Origin of the sequence: Rhodococcus sp. NyZ502 (genome assembly GCF_041464245.1) — a bacterium.
Lineage (GTDB): Bacteria > Actinomycetota > Actinomycetes > Mycobacteriales > Mycobacteriaceae > Rhodococcus_F > Rhodococcus_F qingshengii.
In genome coordinates this window covers 5,367,096-5,383,931 of the sequence record NZ_CP167155.1, presented here as the reverse complement: position 1 = coordinate 5,383,931, position 16,836 = coordinate 5,367,096, and the positions used below count along the sequence as shown (strand labels likewise).

Here is a 16,836-nt window from a genome sequence, read left to right as displayed (position 1 = left end):
GCCGCACCGCGCAACCTGGAAGGATCGAGACATGACGGCTATCCGTACGCACACTGTGATCGACTCGCCGATCGGAGCGTTGACGCTGGTAGCAGCAGGTGACGACCTCTGCGGTCTGTACATGGCGGAGCATCGCCACAAGCCGGACGAGTCCACGTTCGGTGATCGTTCCTCGGCGGTCTTCGGTGAAGTCGAATCGCAGCTCACCGAGTACTTCGAGGGTGATCGCACGGAGTTCTCCGTGCCGCTGGCGCCCGTGGGTACCGAGTTCCAGAAGCGGGTGTGGGATACCTTGCGAACGATCCCGTACGGCGAAACCTGGACCTACATGGAGCTCGCGCAAACTTTGGGTAACCCGCTTGCGATCCGTGCTGCCGCCGCGGCAAACGGCAAGAATCCGATCAGCATCATCGTTCCCTGTCATCGCGTGGTCGGTAGCGACGGAAGTCTGACCGGTTTCGCCGGCGGCCTCGAACGCAAGCGGTTCCTGCTCGACCGCGAGCACGGCGGCGAATCGGATGTCCTCTTCTGATGCGCTCGGCTCACAATTCGGTGATCGGGAACGTCTACCGATCGTGAGACTCAAACCGTTCGAAGACGTCGTGACCGAATACGGTGCAGTGGTCCTCCGTGTCTGCCGCGCGGTGGTCGGTCCCGTCGACGCCGAGGACGCGTGGTCCGAGACGTTCATCGCAGCGATGCGGGCATATCCGGATCTGAATCCGGACGCGAACATCGAAGCCTGGCTGGTGACCATCGCGCACCGCAAGGCAATCGACATCACCCGAGTGCGCGCCCGCGTGGCCGTGCCGACAGACGAGGTTCCGGAGTTGCCGACGCGAATCGGCGTACCCGGAACGTGGGATCACGAACTCTGGGACGCACTCGAACAGCTACCGCTCAAACAACGTGCGGCAGTCGCCTATCACTTTCTGGGTGGGCTGCCGTACGCAGAGATCGCGGACATCCTCGGCAACACCCCGGCGGCCGCCAGACGCGCGGGTGCCGACGGTATCGCCACCCTACGAAGAACCTACTTGTCCGCTACCGCTGCGGAAGGGAGTCACTCATGAGTAACGATGTGTTCGAGGCGCTTCCAGCCGTTGACGCTGACGCCATGATCCGCCTACGGGCGCGCCTGGCTGCTCAGGCGTCCGAAGCTGAATTGATCGACGTGGCATATCGAACCGTCGATTCGCCGGTCGGAAAGCTGCTCCTGGCGGCGACCGATGTCGGCCTGGTGCGGGTTGCCTTTGCCGTCGAAGGGCACGACCTCGTTCTGGAACGTTTGGCGGACACCGTCAGCCCCCGTGTGCTTCATTACCCGCGCAGGCTGGACACTGTCGCTCGCGAGTTGGACGAGTACTTTGCCGGTGCGCGTCGAGAATTCGATCTGCGCTTGGACTTCCAACTCGCGAAGGGGTTCCGACGCGAAGTGTTGCGTCATCTTCCCGAGATCGAATACGGCCACACTGCAAGCTATTCGGTGGTCGCGGCAGCATCGGGAAGCCCACGTGCGGTGCGTGCCGTCGGGACCGCATGTGCAAAGAACCCGCTGCCGTTGGTGGTCCCGTGTCACCGGGTGGTGCGCAGCGACGGCAGCCTCGGGCAGTACGCGGGTGGCCCCGAACTGAAAGCGATTCTGCTGGATCTGGAAGCCGGCCGGTGAGCGCAGTGACGCTGCGCTTTCAGGCGCCCTATGCAGTCGAACCGCTCACCGGTGCCCTGCGGGCTCACTGCGTCGCAGGCCTCGAGCGTCACGACGACGGTGTTCACACCAGAGTCGTACCGTTGCCTTCCGGACCCGTTGTCGTGTCGGTGTCGTGGACCGACGACGGTGTCGTCGTGGATTCCGATGTGCCGGTAGCGGATTCCGCAGTGCTGGAGGTGATCGTGCGCCGTTGGCTCGACCTCGACGCCGATCACACTGCTGTCGAAGCGGCGTTCGGTAGTGATGAGTTGTTGGCCCCACTTGTTGCCGCCCGTCCAGGATTGCGTGTGCTCGGTTCGGTGGACGGGTTCGAGACCGCAGTGCTCACTGTTCTGGGACAACAGGTTTCGCTCGGCGCGGCGAGGACGTTCGGTGGTCGTTTTGTCAGCGCATTCGGAGCGCCGGTGCAAGGGGATTTTCTTGCCTTCCCTGATCCGGACGTGGTTGCAGCGCAATCAACCGAGGGCATACAGAAAGCCGTCGGATTGACCACAGCGCGCGCAAGAACAGTGCACACGCTGGCAACTGCGGCAGCGAACGGCCTCGACCTCTCCTGGAATGCGGATCCTGTCCAATTTCGGCGAGAGCTGTTGGCGCTAAAGGGGATCGGACCGTGGACCGCTGACTATCTCACCGTCCGGATTCTCGGTGATCGCGACGCATTCGTACCCGATGATCTGGTGTTGAAACGTGCGCTGGGGGTCTCGACGGCCAAAGAAGCCACAGCGTTGTCCGAGCGCTGGCGACCCTGGCGAGCCTACGCGCTCTTTCATCTGTGGACCAAGGAAGCGTTTCTGTAGTCGGTCAGTCTTTCGCGCGGGCCAGTTCGGACGGCCACCAAATACGTTTCCCGATGTCGTGAGAGAGTGCCGGCACCAGGACGCTGCGCACGATGATCGTATCGAGCAGCACGCCGAAGGCCACGGCAAATCCGATCTCGGCGAGGAAGACCAGTGGCAGGATTCCCAGTACGGCAAACGTTGCGGCCAAGACGATTCCGGCTGACGTGATCACGCCGCCCGTCACCGCAAGACCGCGCAGTACACCTGCACGGGTGCCGAATTCTCCGGTCTCCTCCCGGACTCTGGTCATCAGGAAGATGTTGTAGTCGATACCCAGCGCGACGAGGAAGACGAAGGCGAACAGCGGGAACGATTGATCCGCCCCGGCGAACCCGAATACGTGTGTGAAGAAGAATCCGCTCACACCGAGGGTCGCCGCGAAGGAAAGCACCACGGTGACAATGAGAATCACCGGGATCAGCAGAGCACGGAGCAAAGCGGCCAGAACCAGGAAGATCACCACCAGCACGATCGGGATGATCAGGTTTCTGTCGCGGACCGAGGCCGCCTGGACATCAAGGGTGGTGGCCGTGCTGCCGCCGACGAGCGCGTCGGCGCCGGGCACGTCGTGGACGGCAGTCCGCAGTCGCTTGACAGTTTCGAGTGCCTGCGGCGAATCGTAGGAGTCGGCGAGGGTTGCATTGATCATGGTTCGGCCGTCGATCGGTGCAACGGTGAAAGCCGCAGGGGCGCAACCCGCAGCGGCGGCTTGTGCGACGGCAGCGGGGTTGGTCTTGATCAAATCGCTGACCTTTGCGACGTCCACCTGGGTGCAGACGGCGCCGGGATCCTGCGAGATACCTTCGACGCCGCTGGCTGCTTTGATGACGGCGTCGGCCTGGTCGGCGTTTGCGGTGATCACGGCCGGTGCGCCGGCTCCGGGATCGAACTTCGAGTCGTAGAGTTCTTGTCCGACAACAGCGTCGGGACGATTGGTGAAGCTTTCGGTGGATGTCAGGCCATCGGTTTTGAGACTGCCGATCCCGGCCGCGAACAGGATGATCAACAACACTGTGGCGCCGATCCACAGTGGGCGGTCCTTGCTACCGACGGCCTCGGCGATCTTGCCCCACATCCCGTGCGTCGTAAGGTCTGCGGCGTGATCGACCTTGGGCTTGCGCGGCCAGAAGACCCACCGTCCGGTGGCGGCCAGAGCGACCGGCATGAACGTCATCATCACCAGATAGGTGCAGGCGATCCCGATGGCGGCGACGGGTCCGAGGCTCTTGTTGGAGTTGAGTTGAGAGAACGTCAGGCAAAGCAGACCGAGAATCACGGTGACAGCCGAAGCGGTGATGGCCGGCGCAGACTCGCGCCAGGCCTTGATCATCGCGTCGAAGCGGTTGGGATACGTGTGCAATTCTTCGCGATAGCGAGAGATCAAGAGTAGGGCGTAGTCGGTACCGGCACCGATCACCAACACGAAAAGGATGCCTTGAGACTGTCCGGTCAGAGTGAGTAATTCGGCTTTCGCGAGAAAATAGATCACCATCGACGACAAACCGATGGCGAGGAGCGCGGAGAACAGCGGGAAGAACCACAACACCGGCGATCGGTACACGACAAGCAGGATGAGGATCACGACCAGGAGTGCCGCGCCAAGGAGCGCTCCGTCCAGACCGGCAAAGGCGTCGATGAACGCAACGAGTAGCCCACCTGGCCCGGCTGGGAGTACCTCGACATCACCAGCTGCTTGTTTTGCGGCGTCGATGACGTTCTGCTCGGTGGTCGCCAGGACATCGCCTGCCACGGATGTGTCTCCGTCCTTGGCGACGAGTGGCACGAAGATCGACGCAGTTGTGCCGTCGGCGGAGTACTGAGTGGGCTGCATACCGTCGGCGTCTACCCCGGAGATGCCGGCAATGGCGCCGTAGGCCGAGTTGATTGCAGATTTGTCCGCCTCGGTGAGGGCCGAATCTCGATGGAACAGAACAAATCCAGGGATCGTCTCGACTGCGAGGAAGTTCGCGGATTGGTTGCTGACGATTGTCGATTCGGCGGAACTCGGGAGGTACGAGGCGTTGTCGTTCTTTTGAACCTCGGCGAGTTTGCCCTGGAAAGAACCGCCGAATCCGCCTGCGAAGAAGGCGAAGATCGCAAGGGCGATCACGGTGAAGATCGGCACGCGAAGGCGCTTCACGGCTCCGCGCTCGTTCCGTTCTGCGTCAGTTGTGTCCAGCTTGGTCATGGTTCTCCTCGAACGCAGTCGACCAGCACCAACAAAGCAACGTTTTCCAGTAGAACACGCAATACGGGCGCGGTGGAACCACTTGGCGTGGAATTGACGACGCTACGAAGTGCCTTTGCCGTATGTCTCGCGGGCTGCGACGTCCATGGGAAAACGGACGACTGTGTCGCCGAACAACAATCGAGTTGCCGAAGCAGCTGCGGCCAGCACGTGCGCGGTACCGGTTTCGGGGTTGCGGGTATGCACGACTACCTCGTCGTGCTGGAAGAAGACCAACTCGCCGTCCGGGTCTTCGGCGAGGCGGCGCCTGAGGTCGGCCAGGAGGCACAGCGCCCACTCGGACGCAGTGGCCTGCACGACGAAGTTGCGCGTGAAACGACCGCGGGCGTGAGCGTCGCCGTGGGAGTAGAAGTCGGGAGACGGTGGGGGACAGGCCCGGCCGAGCAGTGACTTCACCACCTCGCCGCGCTCACCTGCCTTGGCAGCTTGCTCGACGTACTCGACGGCGACCGGGAATCGCTTCCGCAACAAGATGAGCAGTGCTTTGGCTTCACCCGCCGTCGCCCCGTACAGGACTCCGAGGATTGCGACCTTGGCTTTTGCGCGATCACCGCCGAAGGCTTCGGCACCGACAAGTGCGTACAGGTCGTCGTCCCCGGCGGCGGCCATCATGCGGCGGTCGCCGGACATGGCGGCCAGAATTCGGGGCTCGAGCTGACCGGCGTCGGCGACGACGAACACGTGGCCCGGATCGGCGACGACGCTCGAGCGCATTGTCTTCGGAATCTGGAGGGCCCCGCCGCCTCGACTCGCCCACCTGCCGGACACGACACCACCAGGAACGTAGATCGGACGGAATCGATCTCCCCGCACCCAACTGTCCATCCACTGCCAACCGTTGGTGCTGTACAGCTTGGCGAGTTCGCGATGACGAAGGAGTAGCGGCACAGCCGGATGATCGATCTCCTGCAGAAACCACTTGCGCGTCGACGGAAGTTCGATGCCCTGACGCCCGAACGCCTCGGTGATCTCCACCGAAGACGAAGGATTGACGGTGCGCCCGAAGACCTCACTGATCTGTGCGGCAAGTTCCTGCATGCGTGCGGGGAGGTCGTATCCCGTCGGCCGCGGCCCCAGCCGTTCTTCGAGGAGTTTGCGATGCTTCTGCGTCGAGAACGGAAGGCCCGTGTGCGTCATCTCGGCGGCGCTGAGAGCGCCGGCCGATTCTGCTGCGATCAACAAGTCCAGTCGAGCGTCCGTGCCGATGGTTGCGCGCTGCTCGGCGAATTCGGTGACGACGGCGAGGGGATCGAGAACGGGTGCAGTGTCGAAGAGTCCGAGTCGATCGTCGTCGAACTCCTCGGCGGGCGGTGACGGTTTGCCGGCGCGCATTCCGAGTATCGCGCGGGTCAGGGAGATGTCGTGGCACCGTTGAACCCGTACGCCTGCCCGCAGTAGCGGTGGGTACACGGTCGCCGTACTCGGCCACACCCACCGCGGGTGCTCGGCTTCCTCGATGGTGCGTACCGCTGCGATCAGGGCGGGGTATTCGACGGGATCGGCGAGCGGCGTTCCAGCGGGATCGGTCCGTAGGACAGTTGCCGTCACAGCTCCCGTGGACGTCGTACTACCGGGGACCAGGACAACTCGCACGACATCAGTGTGACGGCTGGGTCCGACACGCCATCGCTCGGCGTGCTCAGGCCCTGACGAACCGGATGTGTTGACCCGGGCGGGCTTGGCCGAGTCGGTCGATATCTGCGTCCGCGACCACTCCCACCACCGGATAGCCGCCGGTGATGGGGTGATCGGCGAGAAACACGACAGGTTGGCCGCTGGGTGGGACCTGGATCGATCCGAGTGCCACGCCTTCGGTGGGCAGTTCGGTGTCGTCTGTTCTTCGAAGTAGTTCGTCGGCGCCGACGCGATCGACGCGTGCGCCGATTCGGTCCGAGTCGGTCGAGATCGCCCATCGGCCATGGAGGAGTGTTTCGGGGTTGGTGAATCGATCTGCGCGAGGACCGAACACCACTCGAATGGCGAGAGTCTCGTTTGCCATCGGCGGCACCGGTGCGAGGTCGACGGCTGAGAACGTGGTCGGCGATGGCCCGATCGGGAGAAAAACACCAGGCTCGAGAGGCGCCGGACCGATCCCGGACATCGTGTCGGTGCTGCGCGATCCCAGGATCTCGGGAACCACAATGCCGCCTCGGACGGTCAGATACGTCCGCAGTCCACTCGGTGCGTAGTCCAGGCGGACGGTCTGCCCAGCCCGCAGATCGATCACGCTCGAATGCCCGACCGGAATGCCGTCGCGGTAGGCCTGTGCAGGCGCACCGGTGAACGCGATCGTTGTCGGTTGCTGCGCCCGAAGACTCAGCCCACCCAGGAGGACCTCGACACCGGCTGCGCCCTCGTTGTTGCCGACGAGCCGATTGCCAAGCCTGAGAGATCGCCTGTCTGCCGCACCGGAAACCCCGACACCCGAGCGAAGATGACCTATCCGTCCGAGGTCCTGGATCAGGCTCAGCGGCCCGGTGTCGAGTATCTCGAGGCCGTTCATCGTTGTTCCTCGTTCACGAAGCGCACGCGTCTGCCGGGCTGAACGGTGGCCGGTGGTGTGGCGTTCAGATCCCACATCACGGCATCGGTGCTCCCGATGATCTGCCAGCCACCCGGTGATGCACGCGGGTAGACCGCGCTGTATCCAGCGGCCAGGGCGACGGAACCGGCAGGCACAGCGGTTCGTGATTGCGTTCGACGCGGAACGTCGAGCCGAGTGTCGCCTGAAGTCAGGTAGGCGAAGCCGGGTGCGAATCCGATGAAGGCGCAACGCCACATTGCCCCGGTGTGGGCCGCAACCACCTCGGATCGGCTCATACCAAGTGACTGTGCGACGTCGTCGAGGTCGGGCCCGTCGTACCTGACGGCGATGGTGAGTGCATCCATCTCGAAATGCTCGTCTGTGGTCGCGGCAGAATCGGTCTGCTCGAGATCGTTCAAGCGCTTTCGGACGTACGTGAGATCTGCCGCCGGGGTGCACGTGACCAGGACCGTGCGAGCTGCGGGGAGGAAGTCTTCGACCCCGACCGGGGTGTTACGCGTCAGTGCTTCGGTGAACGCGAGAACGCCAGCTTCGGAATCGAAGTCCACGAGCAATGCGCGTTCTCCCGCGGGAAGTATGCGAGTCACAGGGAGGGCTCCCTATCGACTCGAGTCCGCTCCACGTCCGCTCGCATCGCGGCGATGAAACTCGCGATGGTGGCTCGCTCTGTGGCGGTGTAATTCCCGACGGTGCTCGCAGCGCGTGAAATGAGGGGGCCGAAGAAGCTCTCGCCCAGAGTGACCGCCGATGGTGTGACCTGCAAGAGCACCCGTCGACGGTCTGCTGAGTCCCGCTCCCGAGCTACGTGGCCCGCTTTGACCATCCGGTCGACGAGCGCGGTCACCGACGCCGAGTTGATACCCAGCTGTGCGCCGAGCCAGCCTGGTGTCGCCGGTGTGTCCGAGCGCTCGGCATCGAGAAGGCAGATCAACGCGCGCACGTCGGTGGAGTGCATTTTGTACTTGTTCGCAAAGCCGGAAACCGCCACGTTCAAGTCGACGGTAAGTGCGCGAAGCGAGTGGACGATCGCCATCGCTTCGTCTTCTGCATCGCCGACGCTCAAGGATGCCTCCAGCCCTGGTGTGTTGTCTCTTGATTGTCTACTATCTCGATAATCGAGAGAAATGGGGGTGGGGGATGGACTTCAATCGCGCATACGACGCTGTACTGACCAAATGGCCGCAGAAACCGCTGGGTGTGGATCTCGCGGGGCGGTTCGGTAACACGCATGTGAACGTCTGTGGGCATGCAGACTCGCGGCCGTTGATCCTTCTGTCCGGGGGAGGTGCCACTTCGACGGTGTGGTTCGACAACGTTGGGGCGCTGTCGAAATCCCGGCGTGTTTTTGCCGTCGACACGCTGGGTGATGCCGGACTCAGCGTTCCGAATGGCGATCGGATGAAGTCCGTCGACGATCTGATCGAGTGGATGGACTCGATAGTCGATTGCACCGGGGCCGGCACCGTCGATGTGATCGGACATTCCTACGGCGCGATGATTGCGTTGGCCTTTGCGCTGCATCGACCTGATCGTCTCGGCAAACTTGTTCTGCTCGACCCTAATTCGAGTTTCTCCGGCATGAAGGCGGGCTACCTTCTGCGTGCGCTTCCGCTGTTGCTCTCCCCGTCGCGAGCGCGCCGACGGCGACTGTTGGAATGGGAGACAGGCGAGTTGAGTATCGACTCCGACTGGCTGTCTCTTGTGGAAGTGGGCACTTCGGATCTACCGCGACCCGATCTCGTAGTGCCTCGACGTCCTTCGAAGGAGGCCTTGAGCGCACTGGATGTCGAGTTGCTGGTGGTCCTCGCACAAGACGGACGGGTGCATGATGCGGAAATCGTGTCGAAGTCAGTGCGGGAGAGGGTTCCCGCAGCGCGTGTCGAGGTGCTGAAAGATTCTTCGCATCACAGCATTCCGATGGTTCCCGCCGATGAAATCAACCGGGTGCTCGTCGACTTCTTGGAGGGCTAGCGGATCAGGGTGCGACGACGCACCCCGGACCGATCGGTGTCGCCGGATTGACATCGACCGTTGTGACCGGCCCGCCCGCGGACGTCTGGTAGGCCATCAGAGAGTGTTCGCCCGGTGCAGTCGGAGTCCACAGCGTGACGGCGTGGCCGAGTACGACCGGCAAGGTGAAGTAGGGATTGACGGTGTCCCAGATCAGTTCCTGCGGGAACATGGTCGACGCTCGGTTCATGTCGACAATCGAGACGTTCGGCTCGTTCAACGCTGCTGTCCTGGCAACCACCAGATACGTGCAGCCCGCTCCGTACGACGTCGTCGGCCCGCTGCTGAGACCCGGAAGGATCGTGACGTCGACTACGTCCGCGGAAGCTGACGTCGCGGAACAGATGGCTGCGCCCGCGCAGAGGGCGGCGGCGATCACGGAAGTGCGAGCGATACGTGAAAGTGTCATACCAGCAGGTCGGTTTTATCTGGGTGGGTGTTACAGGCAGACTGACCGGATGCGCGCACTTCACGTTCTGCTGGCCGGCTTCGGCTTCCTGCTGGGGTTCCTGATTATTGTTGTCTCCGGCCTGATCGAGTGGGCGTCCTTCGCCTCCCGAACCGATTTCGCCTTCGTCGGTGACTCCGCCGTGTCGGTTGGTGTTTCCAACGAGGCGATCTACACCGCCGTCGCTGCTCCACTGGTGGGTGCACTGTTGGGCTGGGTGTCAGCTGTCATCGCGACGAGGTTCGGGTGGAGCCTCACTCGTGGGGGTGCCACGCCGGCAAGCGAGTGACCAGGCAGCGGACCCGCTTGCTGGTCCGTGGGTTATGAGGAAAGGCCCCGACCTCCATCGAGGTCAGGGCCTTCCTTTGCGCCGAGCTACTTCTGTGTCGAGCTACTTCTGTGTCGAACTACTTCTTCGAGACGCGGAGCAGCTTCTTGTTCACGAACTCGTCCATTCCCCACGGACCGAGCTCGCGGCCGACTCCGGAGCGCTTGACTCCGCCGAAGGGCAGACCGGGCAACGTCGTTCCGTGCTCGTTGACGAACGCCATTCCCACGTCGAGATCTGCAGCGACCGACCGGGCGGAATCGAGATCGCTGCTCCAGACGGATCCGCTCAGGCCGTAGACCGACGAATTGGCAAGTTCCACAGCCTCGCTGGCCGACTTGACCTTGTAGACGACTCCGGCAGGTCCGAACAGTTCTTCGCTGTAGGCCCGCATGTCCGGTGTCACGTCTGCGAGCAATGTCGGTTGAACGTAGGCGCCCGGGCCGTCGATCTTCTTTCCACCGGTCAGCAGCGTGGCACCCTTGGACACAGCGTCGTCGATCTGCTCGATCAGAGTATCTGCCGCGCTCTGCGAAGAGAGCGGACCCAAGACTGTGGATTCGTCCAACGGGTCACCGGCAGTGACGGATTCGAAGGACGTCGCCAACTTGTTGGTGAAGTCGTCGTAGAAATCTTCGGTGACGATGAAACGCTTGGCCGCGTTGCAGGCCTGGCCGGCATTGGACAGACGTGCCTTGGTTGCGGACTTGACGGTGGCATCCATGTCGTCGGAATCGAGGACGATGAACACGTCTGATCCGCCGAGTTCGAGGACGACCTTCTTGAGATTGCGTCCGGCAGTTTCGGCGACGCTGGTTCCGGCGCGTTCGCTGCCGGTCAGTGACACACCTTGAACTCGGGGATCGGCGATCATGTCCGCGATCTGCTCGTTGGTCGCGAAGACGTTGACGTAGGCGTCGTCCGGCAATCCGGCTTGTCGCAGAATCTCTTCCATCAGCAGCGCCGACTGCGGACAGTTCGATGCGTGCTTGAGAATGATCGTGTTACCGAGCATCAGATTCGGTGCCGCGAAGCGGGCGACTTGGTAGTACGGGAAGTTCCACGGCATGACGCCGATGAGAGCGCCGATCGGTCGCCGGTACACAACCGACTCCTCGGCCCCGGGAACGTCGAGTCGTTCTTCCTCGAGCAGTGCCGGACCGTGGTCTGCATACCACTGATAGATCGCGGCCGAGAGTTGTACTTCGCCCTTGGCCTCGCGGACCGGCTTACCCATCTCCAAGGAGATCATTCGGGCCAGTTCGTCTGCGCGCTCTGTGTACAGTTCGGCGGTCTTGCTCAGGACTGCCGCACGCTGCTGTGGCGCACTGTTGCGCCAGGTCAAGTAGCCGCGATGCGTGTTCGCAAGTGCGGCTTCAACTCCGGCGTCATCCAAAGTATCGAATTCCCTGACGGTTTCACCTGTCGCGGGATTGACTGTTTTGTAATTAGCCATAGTTGTACAACGTGCGGAAGGGGCTCGAAGATTCCCGAAACGCGCAATCACATTGAATCGGCTCAACAGGTTTCGATCAAATCCCGGCTGGGTACCATGTCACGCCACCTTGCGGCGATGGGTGCGCTCGTAGCCCTTGCGGTCGTAGAAACGGGTGGTCACGATGCCGAGTACGACGCCGATCAGTAGACCCACCAACGTCATCCAGACGGCATGCAGCAGGCCTGCCTCACCGCGTGCGCCGAAGAACAGGATCGATCGCGTGCCCATGTAGATCTGGTGCATCGGCTCGAATTGCGCCAGCCAGGCATACAACCTGGGGCTGGCTTCGAGGGGGATGGTGCCACCGGACGAGGGCAGCGCGAGAATGACGAACACGAACAGGTTGATCAACATGCCCAACGAGCCGAACGCGGCCATCACCGACATCGCCGTGATGCCCACCGCTGTGATGACCAGCGCGCCGTACTCCCACAATGCAAGCCCGTGAGTGACCGGCATTCCGAGGGCGCGACTGATCCACTGGAACAACGCGGAGACTATGCCGGACAACACGATCATGAATGCCCATTTGACGAGCAGCGTTCGAAACCTGTTGATACCCACAACGTCGTTCTGAACGAAGAGTGGACCGAATTCGGTAGGCGCGTATCCGAGCATGCCGTCCACCAAGGAATTGACCACGGTTGCTCCGGTGAATCCCGCAAGGACCAACAGCAGCGCGAAATAGAATGCCACCAAACCGAATCCGGTTCCGTCGGGAAGCGGATCGTGGGCAACCGTGAGTACGTTCACCGGGTTTTCGAGCAGCAGGCGGCTCGCTCCGGAGATCTGGGTTCCGGTGCCTCCCGCTTCCAACTGCGCGGTGACAAGGGCGGTGAGTTGCTCGCCCATGTTCTTGTTGACCGAGGCGAGGGCTGTGGTTCCGATCGACTGGACCAGCGATGCCGAGACGGAACCGGCGCGAGGATTGGTGTAGATCGTGATGATCGGTTGCTCTACGTCACCGGCGACGACGCTGGCCTCCGCCAGGATGATCGTCCTCTTCGTGAAATCACTGGGAATCACGATCGCGCCGTACAGCGTGCCGGAGTTCAACCGCGATTGGGCTTCGGCGATACCGATCTGCTGCAGGTCGATCTTCTGGTGGTCGATTCCGCTTTCGAGGCCGGCGACGATGTCGTTTCCGAAGTTCTCGCGGTCGGCGGGGTCGCCACCGGGGAGGGTGTCGCCCTCGTCCTGGTTGACCAGGGCGATCGGGAACTGGTCCAGGTGTTTCTTGGGGTCGAGTATTCCGCCCATGTACAACGCTGCCAGCGCAGACATCAAGAGGGTGACCACTATCAATGGTGTCAACCAGAATCGTGGTGTGTGCATGACGGTGCGGGCAGACGGCTCCGTGTTCTTGCTCATCGTCAGTCGACCGGCTTTCGTTCGCGCGGAGTTCCTCGGGCTGAGCGTAAACGCAAAGGTGCGCCGGGGCAGTCTTTCGATCTGCCCGCGGCGCTGGAGACCTGTCCGGTCGGCGACAGGCCGGATTGCCGGCAGTCTCATCCGAAAAGGCTGAGAACGGATCGGTAGGGTATGGCCCGCGGCAACCCTGCCGAGACGATTTCGGAGAAACCGTTGACCAACGTGCTGATAGTTGTCCTGATACTCGTAGTGATCGCTGCCGTCGTGTTTGTGGTCCTGCGTGGACGCCAGGGTAAGCCGAGTGCTCGCGTCGACCCGCTCGCCGACTATCCCGAGGTGTACGACCCCCACAAGATCGGGGTCGGCGACATCATCACGTACGCGGGTATCGACCATGTTGTTCGAGGGACCATCACGCTCGACGAAGAGGGGTACATCTGGCGTGAGCACCTTCTCGACGGTTCGACCGGTCGTCGTTGGTTGACGGTCGAGGACGACGAGGGCGAATTGGAGATGACTCTCTGGATGCGTCGAGAAGGAACCAACCTGGTCCCGAACGGCGACGTCATTCTCGACGACAAGGTTCACCGCAAGATCGAAAGTGGAACGGCGAAGTTCACGGCCGAGGGTACGACGGGTACGGCCCCTTCCGGCTCGATGGAATACGCGGACTATGCGACCGCAGACAAGACCGGCCTGATTGCGTTCGAGAAGTGGGCGCGCGGACAGTCGTGGGAGGTTTCCACGGGACGGGCGGTCACTCGCAGCGAACTCACTGTCATCCACTCGGGCCCCCCGGAATGAGCCTGTATCTACTCGACGTGGAGCCGACCGACGTGGATGCCTCGGCACTGGGGTTGGTACTGGGAGCTCCTGCGCCACCGACCCTCGCCGAGTTGGTGATCGGAACTTCCGACGCGACGCTGACCCTCGGAGTGCTGGGGGCTTCGCACGTGGTGACGGCCTGGGTGTCGGGAAAGAAACTGACCGAACAGGTTTCGTGCGATGCTCTTGCAGTCGGCGGTGAACCACTGCCCGCAGTGGAGTCCACGCAAAACTACCGGTTCGAGTCTTCCTCACTGGTGATGGATCGGGTCGAATTCGACTCGGAAGCTGCGTCGTTGAAAGAGTCCGCCGGCCACGACGGTTGGATCTGCGGATCCTTTCCCGGTGACGACACGGCTTTGACCGCTTTGTATGGCGTGCGAGACCGCCAGGGGTGGAGTTGGCAGAGTTGGCATTTGTACCCGGGGGAGGGGACAGGAGTGATCGTGAAGACACGCAGCAGGTGGCAGCCGTGAGGGGGCGGACGTGGTTGGCTCCGGTGATGCTGGCGGCCGCAATTGTCTTGTCGGCGTGCGGTGGTGGAGCCAAAGACTTCATCGCGGACAACTATTCCAAGACGTCCCAGGATGGCGACGTCGTGTTGTACTCGTCGAAAGATCCAGTGGGCACGACCGTCTCACGGATTGTCGACGCGGACGAACCAGCGGCGCGAAGTGCTGACGGCGGCAACGAATACCTGCGCTACGACGACGACATCGTCACTGTCAGTTCGGCTTCGGGCGGTGGCAGCACCATCAAGGTAGAGGACATCGACGGCACGTATCGCAGCGGCGGATACGCGTACCTGGGACCGGGCTTCAACCCGGGATCCCCGGCGGGTGGAAGCAGTGGCAGCGGCGGCTCGGGTAGTGCCAAATGACGGTAATGCTCAATGAGAAGGAGAACGGCGTGACGAACATCTTTGCATCCACTTCCGTCGAGATCGGAACGGTGGATCCGGCATTGCTCGTCGGGGGCGTTCTCGGCACCCTCGCCTACTTCGTCGTCGGTGCAGCGGTTCTGGCGACGGGATTCCTGGTCCTCGACCTCATGACACCCGGAAATCTCCGCCACCAGGTTTACGTCGACAAGAACCCGAACGCTGCGATTCTGTTGGCCTCCAATCATCTTGCGCTGGCGATCATCGTGGTGACGGCAATCCTGACCAGTTCGGACGGCTTTGCTCAGGGACTCGCCGACTCCGCGGTCTACGGACTGTTCGCGATCGTGTTGCAAGCGATCGCGCTGCGATTGATGAACGCATTCCTTCCCGGCAAGTTGGTTGCGCTGGTGCAGGATCCGAAGATGTGTGGCGCCGCGTGGGCTGTGGGTGTGAGCTTGCTGTCCATCGGTTTGGTGAACGCCGCAGCGCTCACCTGATGGTTGCCGCTGATCCCGATGTGACAGTTGACGAGCGTTCGACGATGCTCGGCCCGCGCGCACGCGTCCTTCTCCTTGCGGCTGTTGCGGCGTGCGCTGCGTGTGGCCTGATCTACGAGCTGGCCCTGTTGACACTCAGCGTGAGTCTGACCGGCGGCGGCATCACCCAGACGTCGTTGATCGTCGCGGGATTTGTTGCGGCTCTGGGTATCGGAGCGCTGGCCGCCAAACCTCTGCTGGGACACGCTGCCGTTTCGTTCGTGACGGTCGAGATACTGCTCGGGCTGATCGGCGGATTCAGTGCCGTCACGCTGTACGTGACCTTCACGTTCTTCGGTTCCAGCGCAGCAGTTCTGGTGGCGGCGACCGCGCTGATCGGCATCCTCGTCGGTGCCGAAGTGCCTCTGCTGATGACGCTCTTGCAGTCCGGTCGCAGCGACAACGACGCACAGAGCACCGGAAAGGTACTGGCCAACCTCAATGCCGCCGACTACCTCGGCGCATTGATCGGTGGTCTGCTGTGGCCGTTCGTACTGTTGCCGTGGGCGGGAATGATTCGCGGTGCCGCACTCACCGGCATGATCAATCTCGTGGCTGCGGCAGTGGTCGCGCTGATACTCCTTCGGTGGCAGCTCAGCCTGCGCGCACGATCGATCGCCGTCGTCGCAATGCTGTTGGCAGCAAGTTTGATCGGATGGTTGCTGATCGCAGCATCGGACATCGAGACCACGTCGAGGCAGCGGCTCTACACCGATCCCGTGGTGGCCGCCGAGCGATCGGTGTACCAGGAAATCGTCGTCACCGAGCGGGGGAACGACGTGCGCCTGTTCCTCGACGGAGACCTGCAGTTCTCCAGTGTCGACGAGCATCGGTACACGGAGTCGCTGGTGTATCCGGCCCTGGTGAACGACCCCCGGCGCGTGCTGATTCTGGGCGGCGGTGACGGCCTCGCTGCACGGGAAGTGCTGCGAATGAACAGCGTCGAGCAGATCGTTCAAGTGGAACTCGATCCGGCAGTCATCGAGTTGGCCAACACGCGTCTTCGTGATCTGAACGAGGGAGCGCTCGAGGATCCACGGGTGGACGTCGTACTCGACGACGCGTTTCGGTGGCTGCGAGAGCGTCCGGAACCGGGTTTCGATGCGGTGATCGTCGACCTCCCGGATCCTGACACCCCCGCACTTGGCCGCTTGTATTCGATGGAGTTCTACGGACTTGCCGCTGCCGCGATGAATCCGGGCGGGCTGATGGTCGTCCAGTCCGGCAGCCCGTACTCGACACCGGATGCGTACTGGAGAACGGTGTCGACGGTATCGGCTGTCGGACTGAGCGTCTCGCCCTATCACGTTTTCGTGCCGAGCTTCGGTGACTGGGGATATGTGCTCGCGCAAAGAGGTTCCACGCCGCCCGAGCTTCGTCTGCCCGCTGATGTGCCGGAACTACGGTTCCTCGACGAGCCGACGCTGGCGTCGGCCTCGGTGTTTCCTCGCGATCGCCCGAGGCGGGAGTTGGAACCCTCGACGCTCGACCGGCCACGCATCGTCGACGATATGCGCAAGGGCTACGAACGCTGAACTCCCGACCGAGTAGCTTGAATCGAGACTCTCGGCCACGACGGAGGTACGGATGA

Annotated in this window: 19 protein-coding genes; 11 read left to right on the top strand and 8 right to left on the bottom strand. The window is 62.4% G+C overall.

The window, feature by feature from the left end; all coding sequences use genetic code 11:
* Positions 1-31: 31 nt before the first annotated feature.
* Genes ACBG85_RS24825 through ACBG85_RS24810 form a run of 4 tightly spaced genes read left to right on the top strand, consistent with a single transcriptional unit; the run spans position 32 to position 2,511 of the window.
* Positions 32-532, top strand: a complete 501-nt coding sequence (locus ACBG85_RS24825) for a methylated-DNA--[protein]-cysteine S-methyltransferase (protein WP_003940613.1) — start codon at positions 32-34, stop codon at positions 530-532.
* Entirely contained in the window at positions 519-1,073 is a 555-nt protein-coding gene (locus ACBG85_RS24820; protein WP_020909250.1) for an RNA polymerase sigma factor, read from the top strand. Before ACBG85_RS24825 ends, ACBG85_RS24820 begins: the two co-directional genes overlap by 14 nt.
* Complete coding sequence (locus tag ACBG85_RS24815; RefSeq protein WP_007729599.1) at positions 1,070-1,669, top strand: methylated-DNA--[protein]-cysteine S-methyltransferase; 600 nt, start codon at positions 1,070-1,072, stop codon at positions 1,667-1,669. Before ACBG85_RS24820 ends, ACBG85_RS24815 begins: the two co-directional genes overlap by 4 nt.
* Positions 1,666-2,511, top strand: coding sequence for a DNA-3-methyladenine glycosylase (locus tag ACBG85_RS24810; protein WP_372025233.1), 846 nt, complete (start codon positions 1,666-1,668; stop codon positions 2,509-2,511). Before ACBG85_RS24815 ends, ACBG85_RS24810 begins: the two co-directional genes overlap by 4 nt.
* Before the next feature lie 4 nt (positions 2,512-2,515).
* On the opposite strand, the gene ACBG85_RS24805 is transcribed toward ACBG85_RS24810, so the two are convergent.
* The 5 genes from ACBG85_RS24805 to ACBG85_RS24785 form a co-directional block, all read right to left on the bottom strand.
* Positions 2,516-4,741: an MMPL family transporter gene (locus ACBG85_RS24805; protein WP_283568770.1), complete on the bottom strand. Its 2,226-nt coding sequence runs from the start codon at positions 4,739-4,741 to the stop codon at positions 2,516-2,518.
* A 102-nt stretch (positions 4,742-4,843) separates the two neighbouring features.
* Positions 4,844-6,394, bottom strand: a complete 1,551-nt coding sequence (locus ACBG85_RS24800) for a bifunctional 3'-5' exonuclease/DNA polymerase (RefSeq protein ID WP_372025231.1) — start codon at positions 6,392-6,394, stop codon at positions 4,844-4,846.
* A gap of 46 nt (positions 6,395-6,440) precedes the next feature.
* Complete coding sequence (locus ACBG85_RS24795) at positions 6,441-7,304, bottom strand: biotin-dependent carboxyltransferase family protein (RefSeq protein WP_058037623.1); 864 nt, start codon at positions 7,302-7,304, stop codon at positions 6,441-6,443.
* Positions 7,301-7,933 carry an allophanate hydrolase subunit 1 gene (locus ACBG85_RS24790; RefSeq protein ID WP_058037624.1) on the bottom strand — a complete coding sequence of 211 codons (633 nt, stop codon included), beginning with the start codon at positions 7,931-7,933 and terminating at the stop codon, positions 7,301-7,303. The genes ACBG85_RS24795 and ACBG85_RS24790 overlap by 4 nt, the downstream gene beginning before the upstream one ends.
* Positions 7,930-8,409 (bottom strand): MarR family winged helix-turn-helix transcriptional regulator, encoded by a 480-nt coding sequence (locus ACBG85_RS24785; protein ID WP_221742397.1) that lies wholly within the window; start codon positions 8,407-8,409, stop codon positions 7,930-7,932. The genes ACBG85_RS24790 and ACBG85_RS24785 overlap by 4 nt, the downstream gene beginning before the upstream one ends.
* 74 nt (positions 8,410-8,483) lie before the next feature.
* On the opposite strand from ACBG85_RS24785, the gene ACBG85_RS24780 reads away from it, so the two are divergent.
* A complete protein-coding gene (locus ACBG85_RS24780; protein WP_372025228.1) occupies positions 8,484-9,317 on the top strand; it encodes an alpha/beta fold hydrolase in 834 nt (277 codons plus the stop codon).
* 4 nt (positions 9,318-9,321) lie between these two features.
* Here the strand turns inward: ACBG85_RS24780 and ACBG85_RS24775 are convergent, their stop codons facing one another.
* Positions 9,322-9,765 carry a hypothetical protein gene (locus ACBG85_RS24775; protein ID WP_065455866.1) on the bottom strand — a complete coding sequence of 148 codons (444 nt, stop codon included), beginning with the start codon at positions 9,763-9,765 and terminating at the stop codon, positions 9,322-9,324.
* Between the two features lie 49 nt (positions 9,766-9,814).
* Between ACBG85_RS24775 and ACBG85_RS24770 the strand changes: the two genes are divergently transcribed.
* Positions 9,815-10,093, top strand: a complete 279-nt coding sequence (locus tag ACBG85_RS24770; RefSeq protein ID WP_003939940.1) for a hypothetical protein — start codon at positions 9,815-9,817, stop codon at positions 10,091-10,093.
* 118 nt (positions 10,094-10,211) lie between these two features.
* Here ACBG85_RS24770 and ACBG85_RS24765 read toward each other — a convergent pair whose 3' ends face one another.
* Positions 10,212-11,588: an NAD-dependent succinate-semialdehyde dehydrogenase gene (locus ACBG85_RS24765; protein ID WP_039973099.1), complete on the bottom strand. Its 1,377-nt coding sequence runs from the start codon at positions 11,586-11,588 to the stop codon at positions 10,212-10,214.
* A gap of 99 nt (positions 11,589-11,687) precedes the next feature.
* Entirely contained in the window at positions 11,688-13,001 is a 1,314-nt protein-coding gene (locus ACBG85_RS24760; protein WP_372025225.1) for a YhgE/Pip domain-containing protein, read from the bottom strand.
* 171 nt (positions 13,002-13,172) lie between these two features.
* On the opposite strand from ACBG85_RS24760, the gene ACBG85_RS24755 reads away from it, so the two are divergent.
* Genes ACBG85_RS24755 through ACBG85_RS24735 form a run of 5 tightly spaced genes read left to right on the top strand, consistent with a single transcriptional unit; the run spans position 13,173 to position 16,780 of the window.
* Entirely contained in the window at positions 13,173-13,805 is a 633-nt protein-coding gene (locus tag ACBG85_RS24755; RefSeq protein WP_042448586.1) for a DUF4178 domain-containing protein, read from the top strand.
* Positions 13,802-14,302 carry a DUF2617 family protein gene (locus ACBG85_RS24750; RefSeq protein WP_372025223.1) on the top strand — a complete coding sequence of 167 codons (501 nt, stop codon included), beginning with the start codon at positions 13,802-13,804 and terminating at the stop codon, positions 14,300-14,302. The genes ACBG85_RS24755 and ACBG85_RS24750 overlap by 4 nt, the downstream gene beginning before the upstream one ends.
* Complete coding sequence (locus ACBG85_RS24745; protein ID WP_037128670.1) at positions 14,290-14,706, top strand: DUF4247 domain-containing protein; 417 nt, start codon at positions 14,290-14,292, stop codon at positions 14,704-14,706. The genes ACBG85_RS24750 and ACBG85_RS24745 overlap by 13 nt, the downstream gene beginning before the upstream one ends.
* Positions 14,703-15,206, top strand: coding sequence for a DUF350 domain-containing protein (locus ACBG85_RS24740; protein ID WP_042448576.1), 504 nt, complete (start codon positions 14,703-14,705; stop codon positions 15,204-15,206). Before ACBG85_RS24745 ends, ACBG85_RS24740 begins: the two co-directional genes overlap by 4 nt.
* Positions 15,206-16,780 (top strand): polyamine aminopropyltransferase, encoded by a 1,575-nt coding sequence (locus tag ACBG85_RS24735; protein ID WP_064074246.1) that lies wholly within the window; start codon positions 15,206-15,208, stop codon positions 16,778-16,780. Before ACBG85_RS24740 ends, ACBG85_RS24735 begins: the two co-directional genes overlap by 1 nt.
* Positions 16,781-16,836 lie beyond the last annotated feature (56 nt).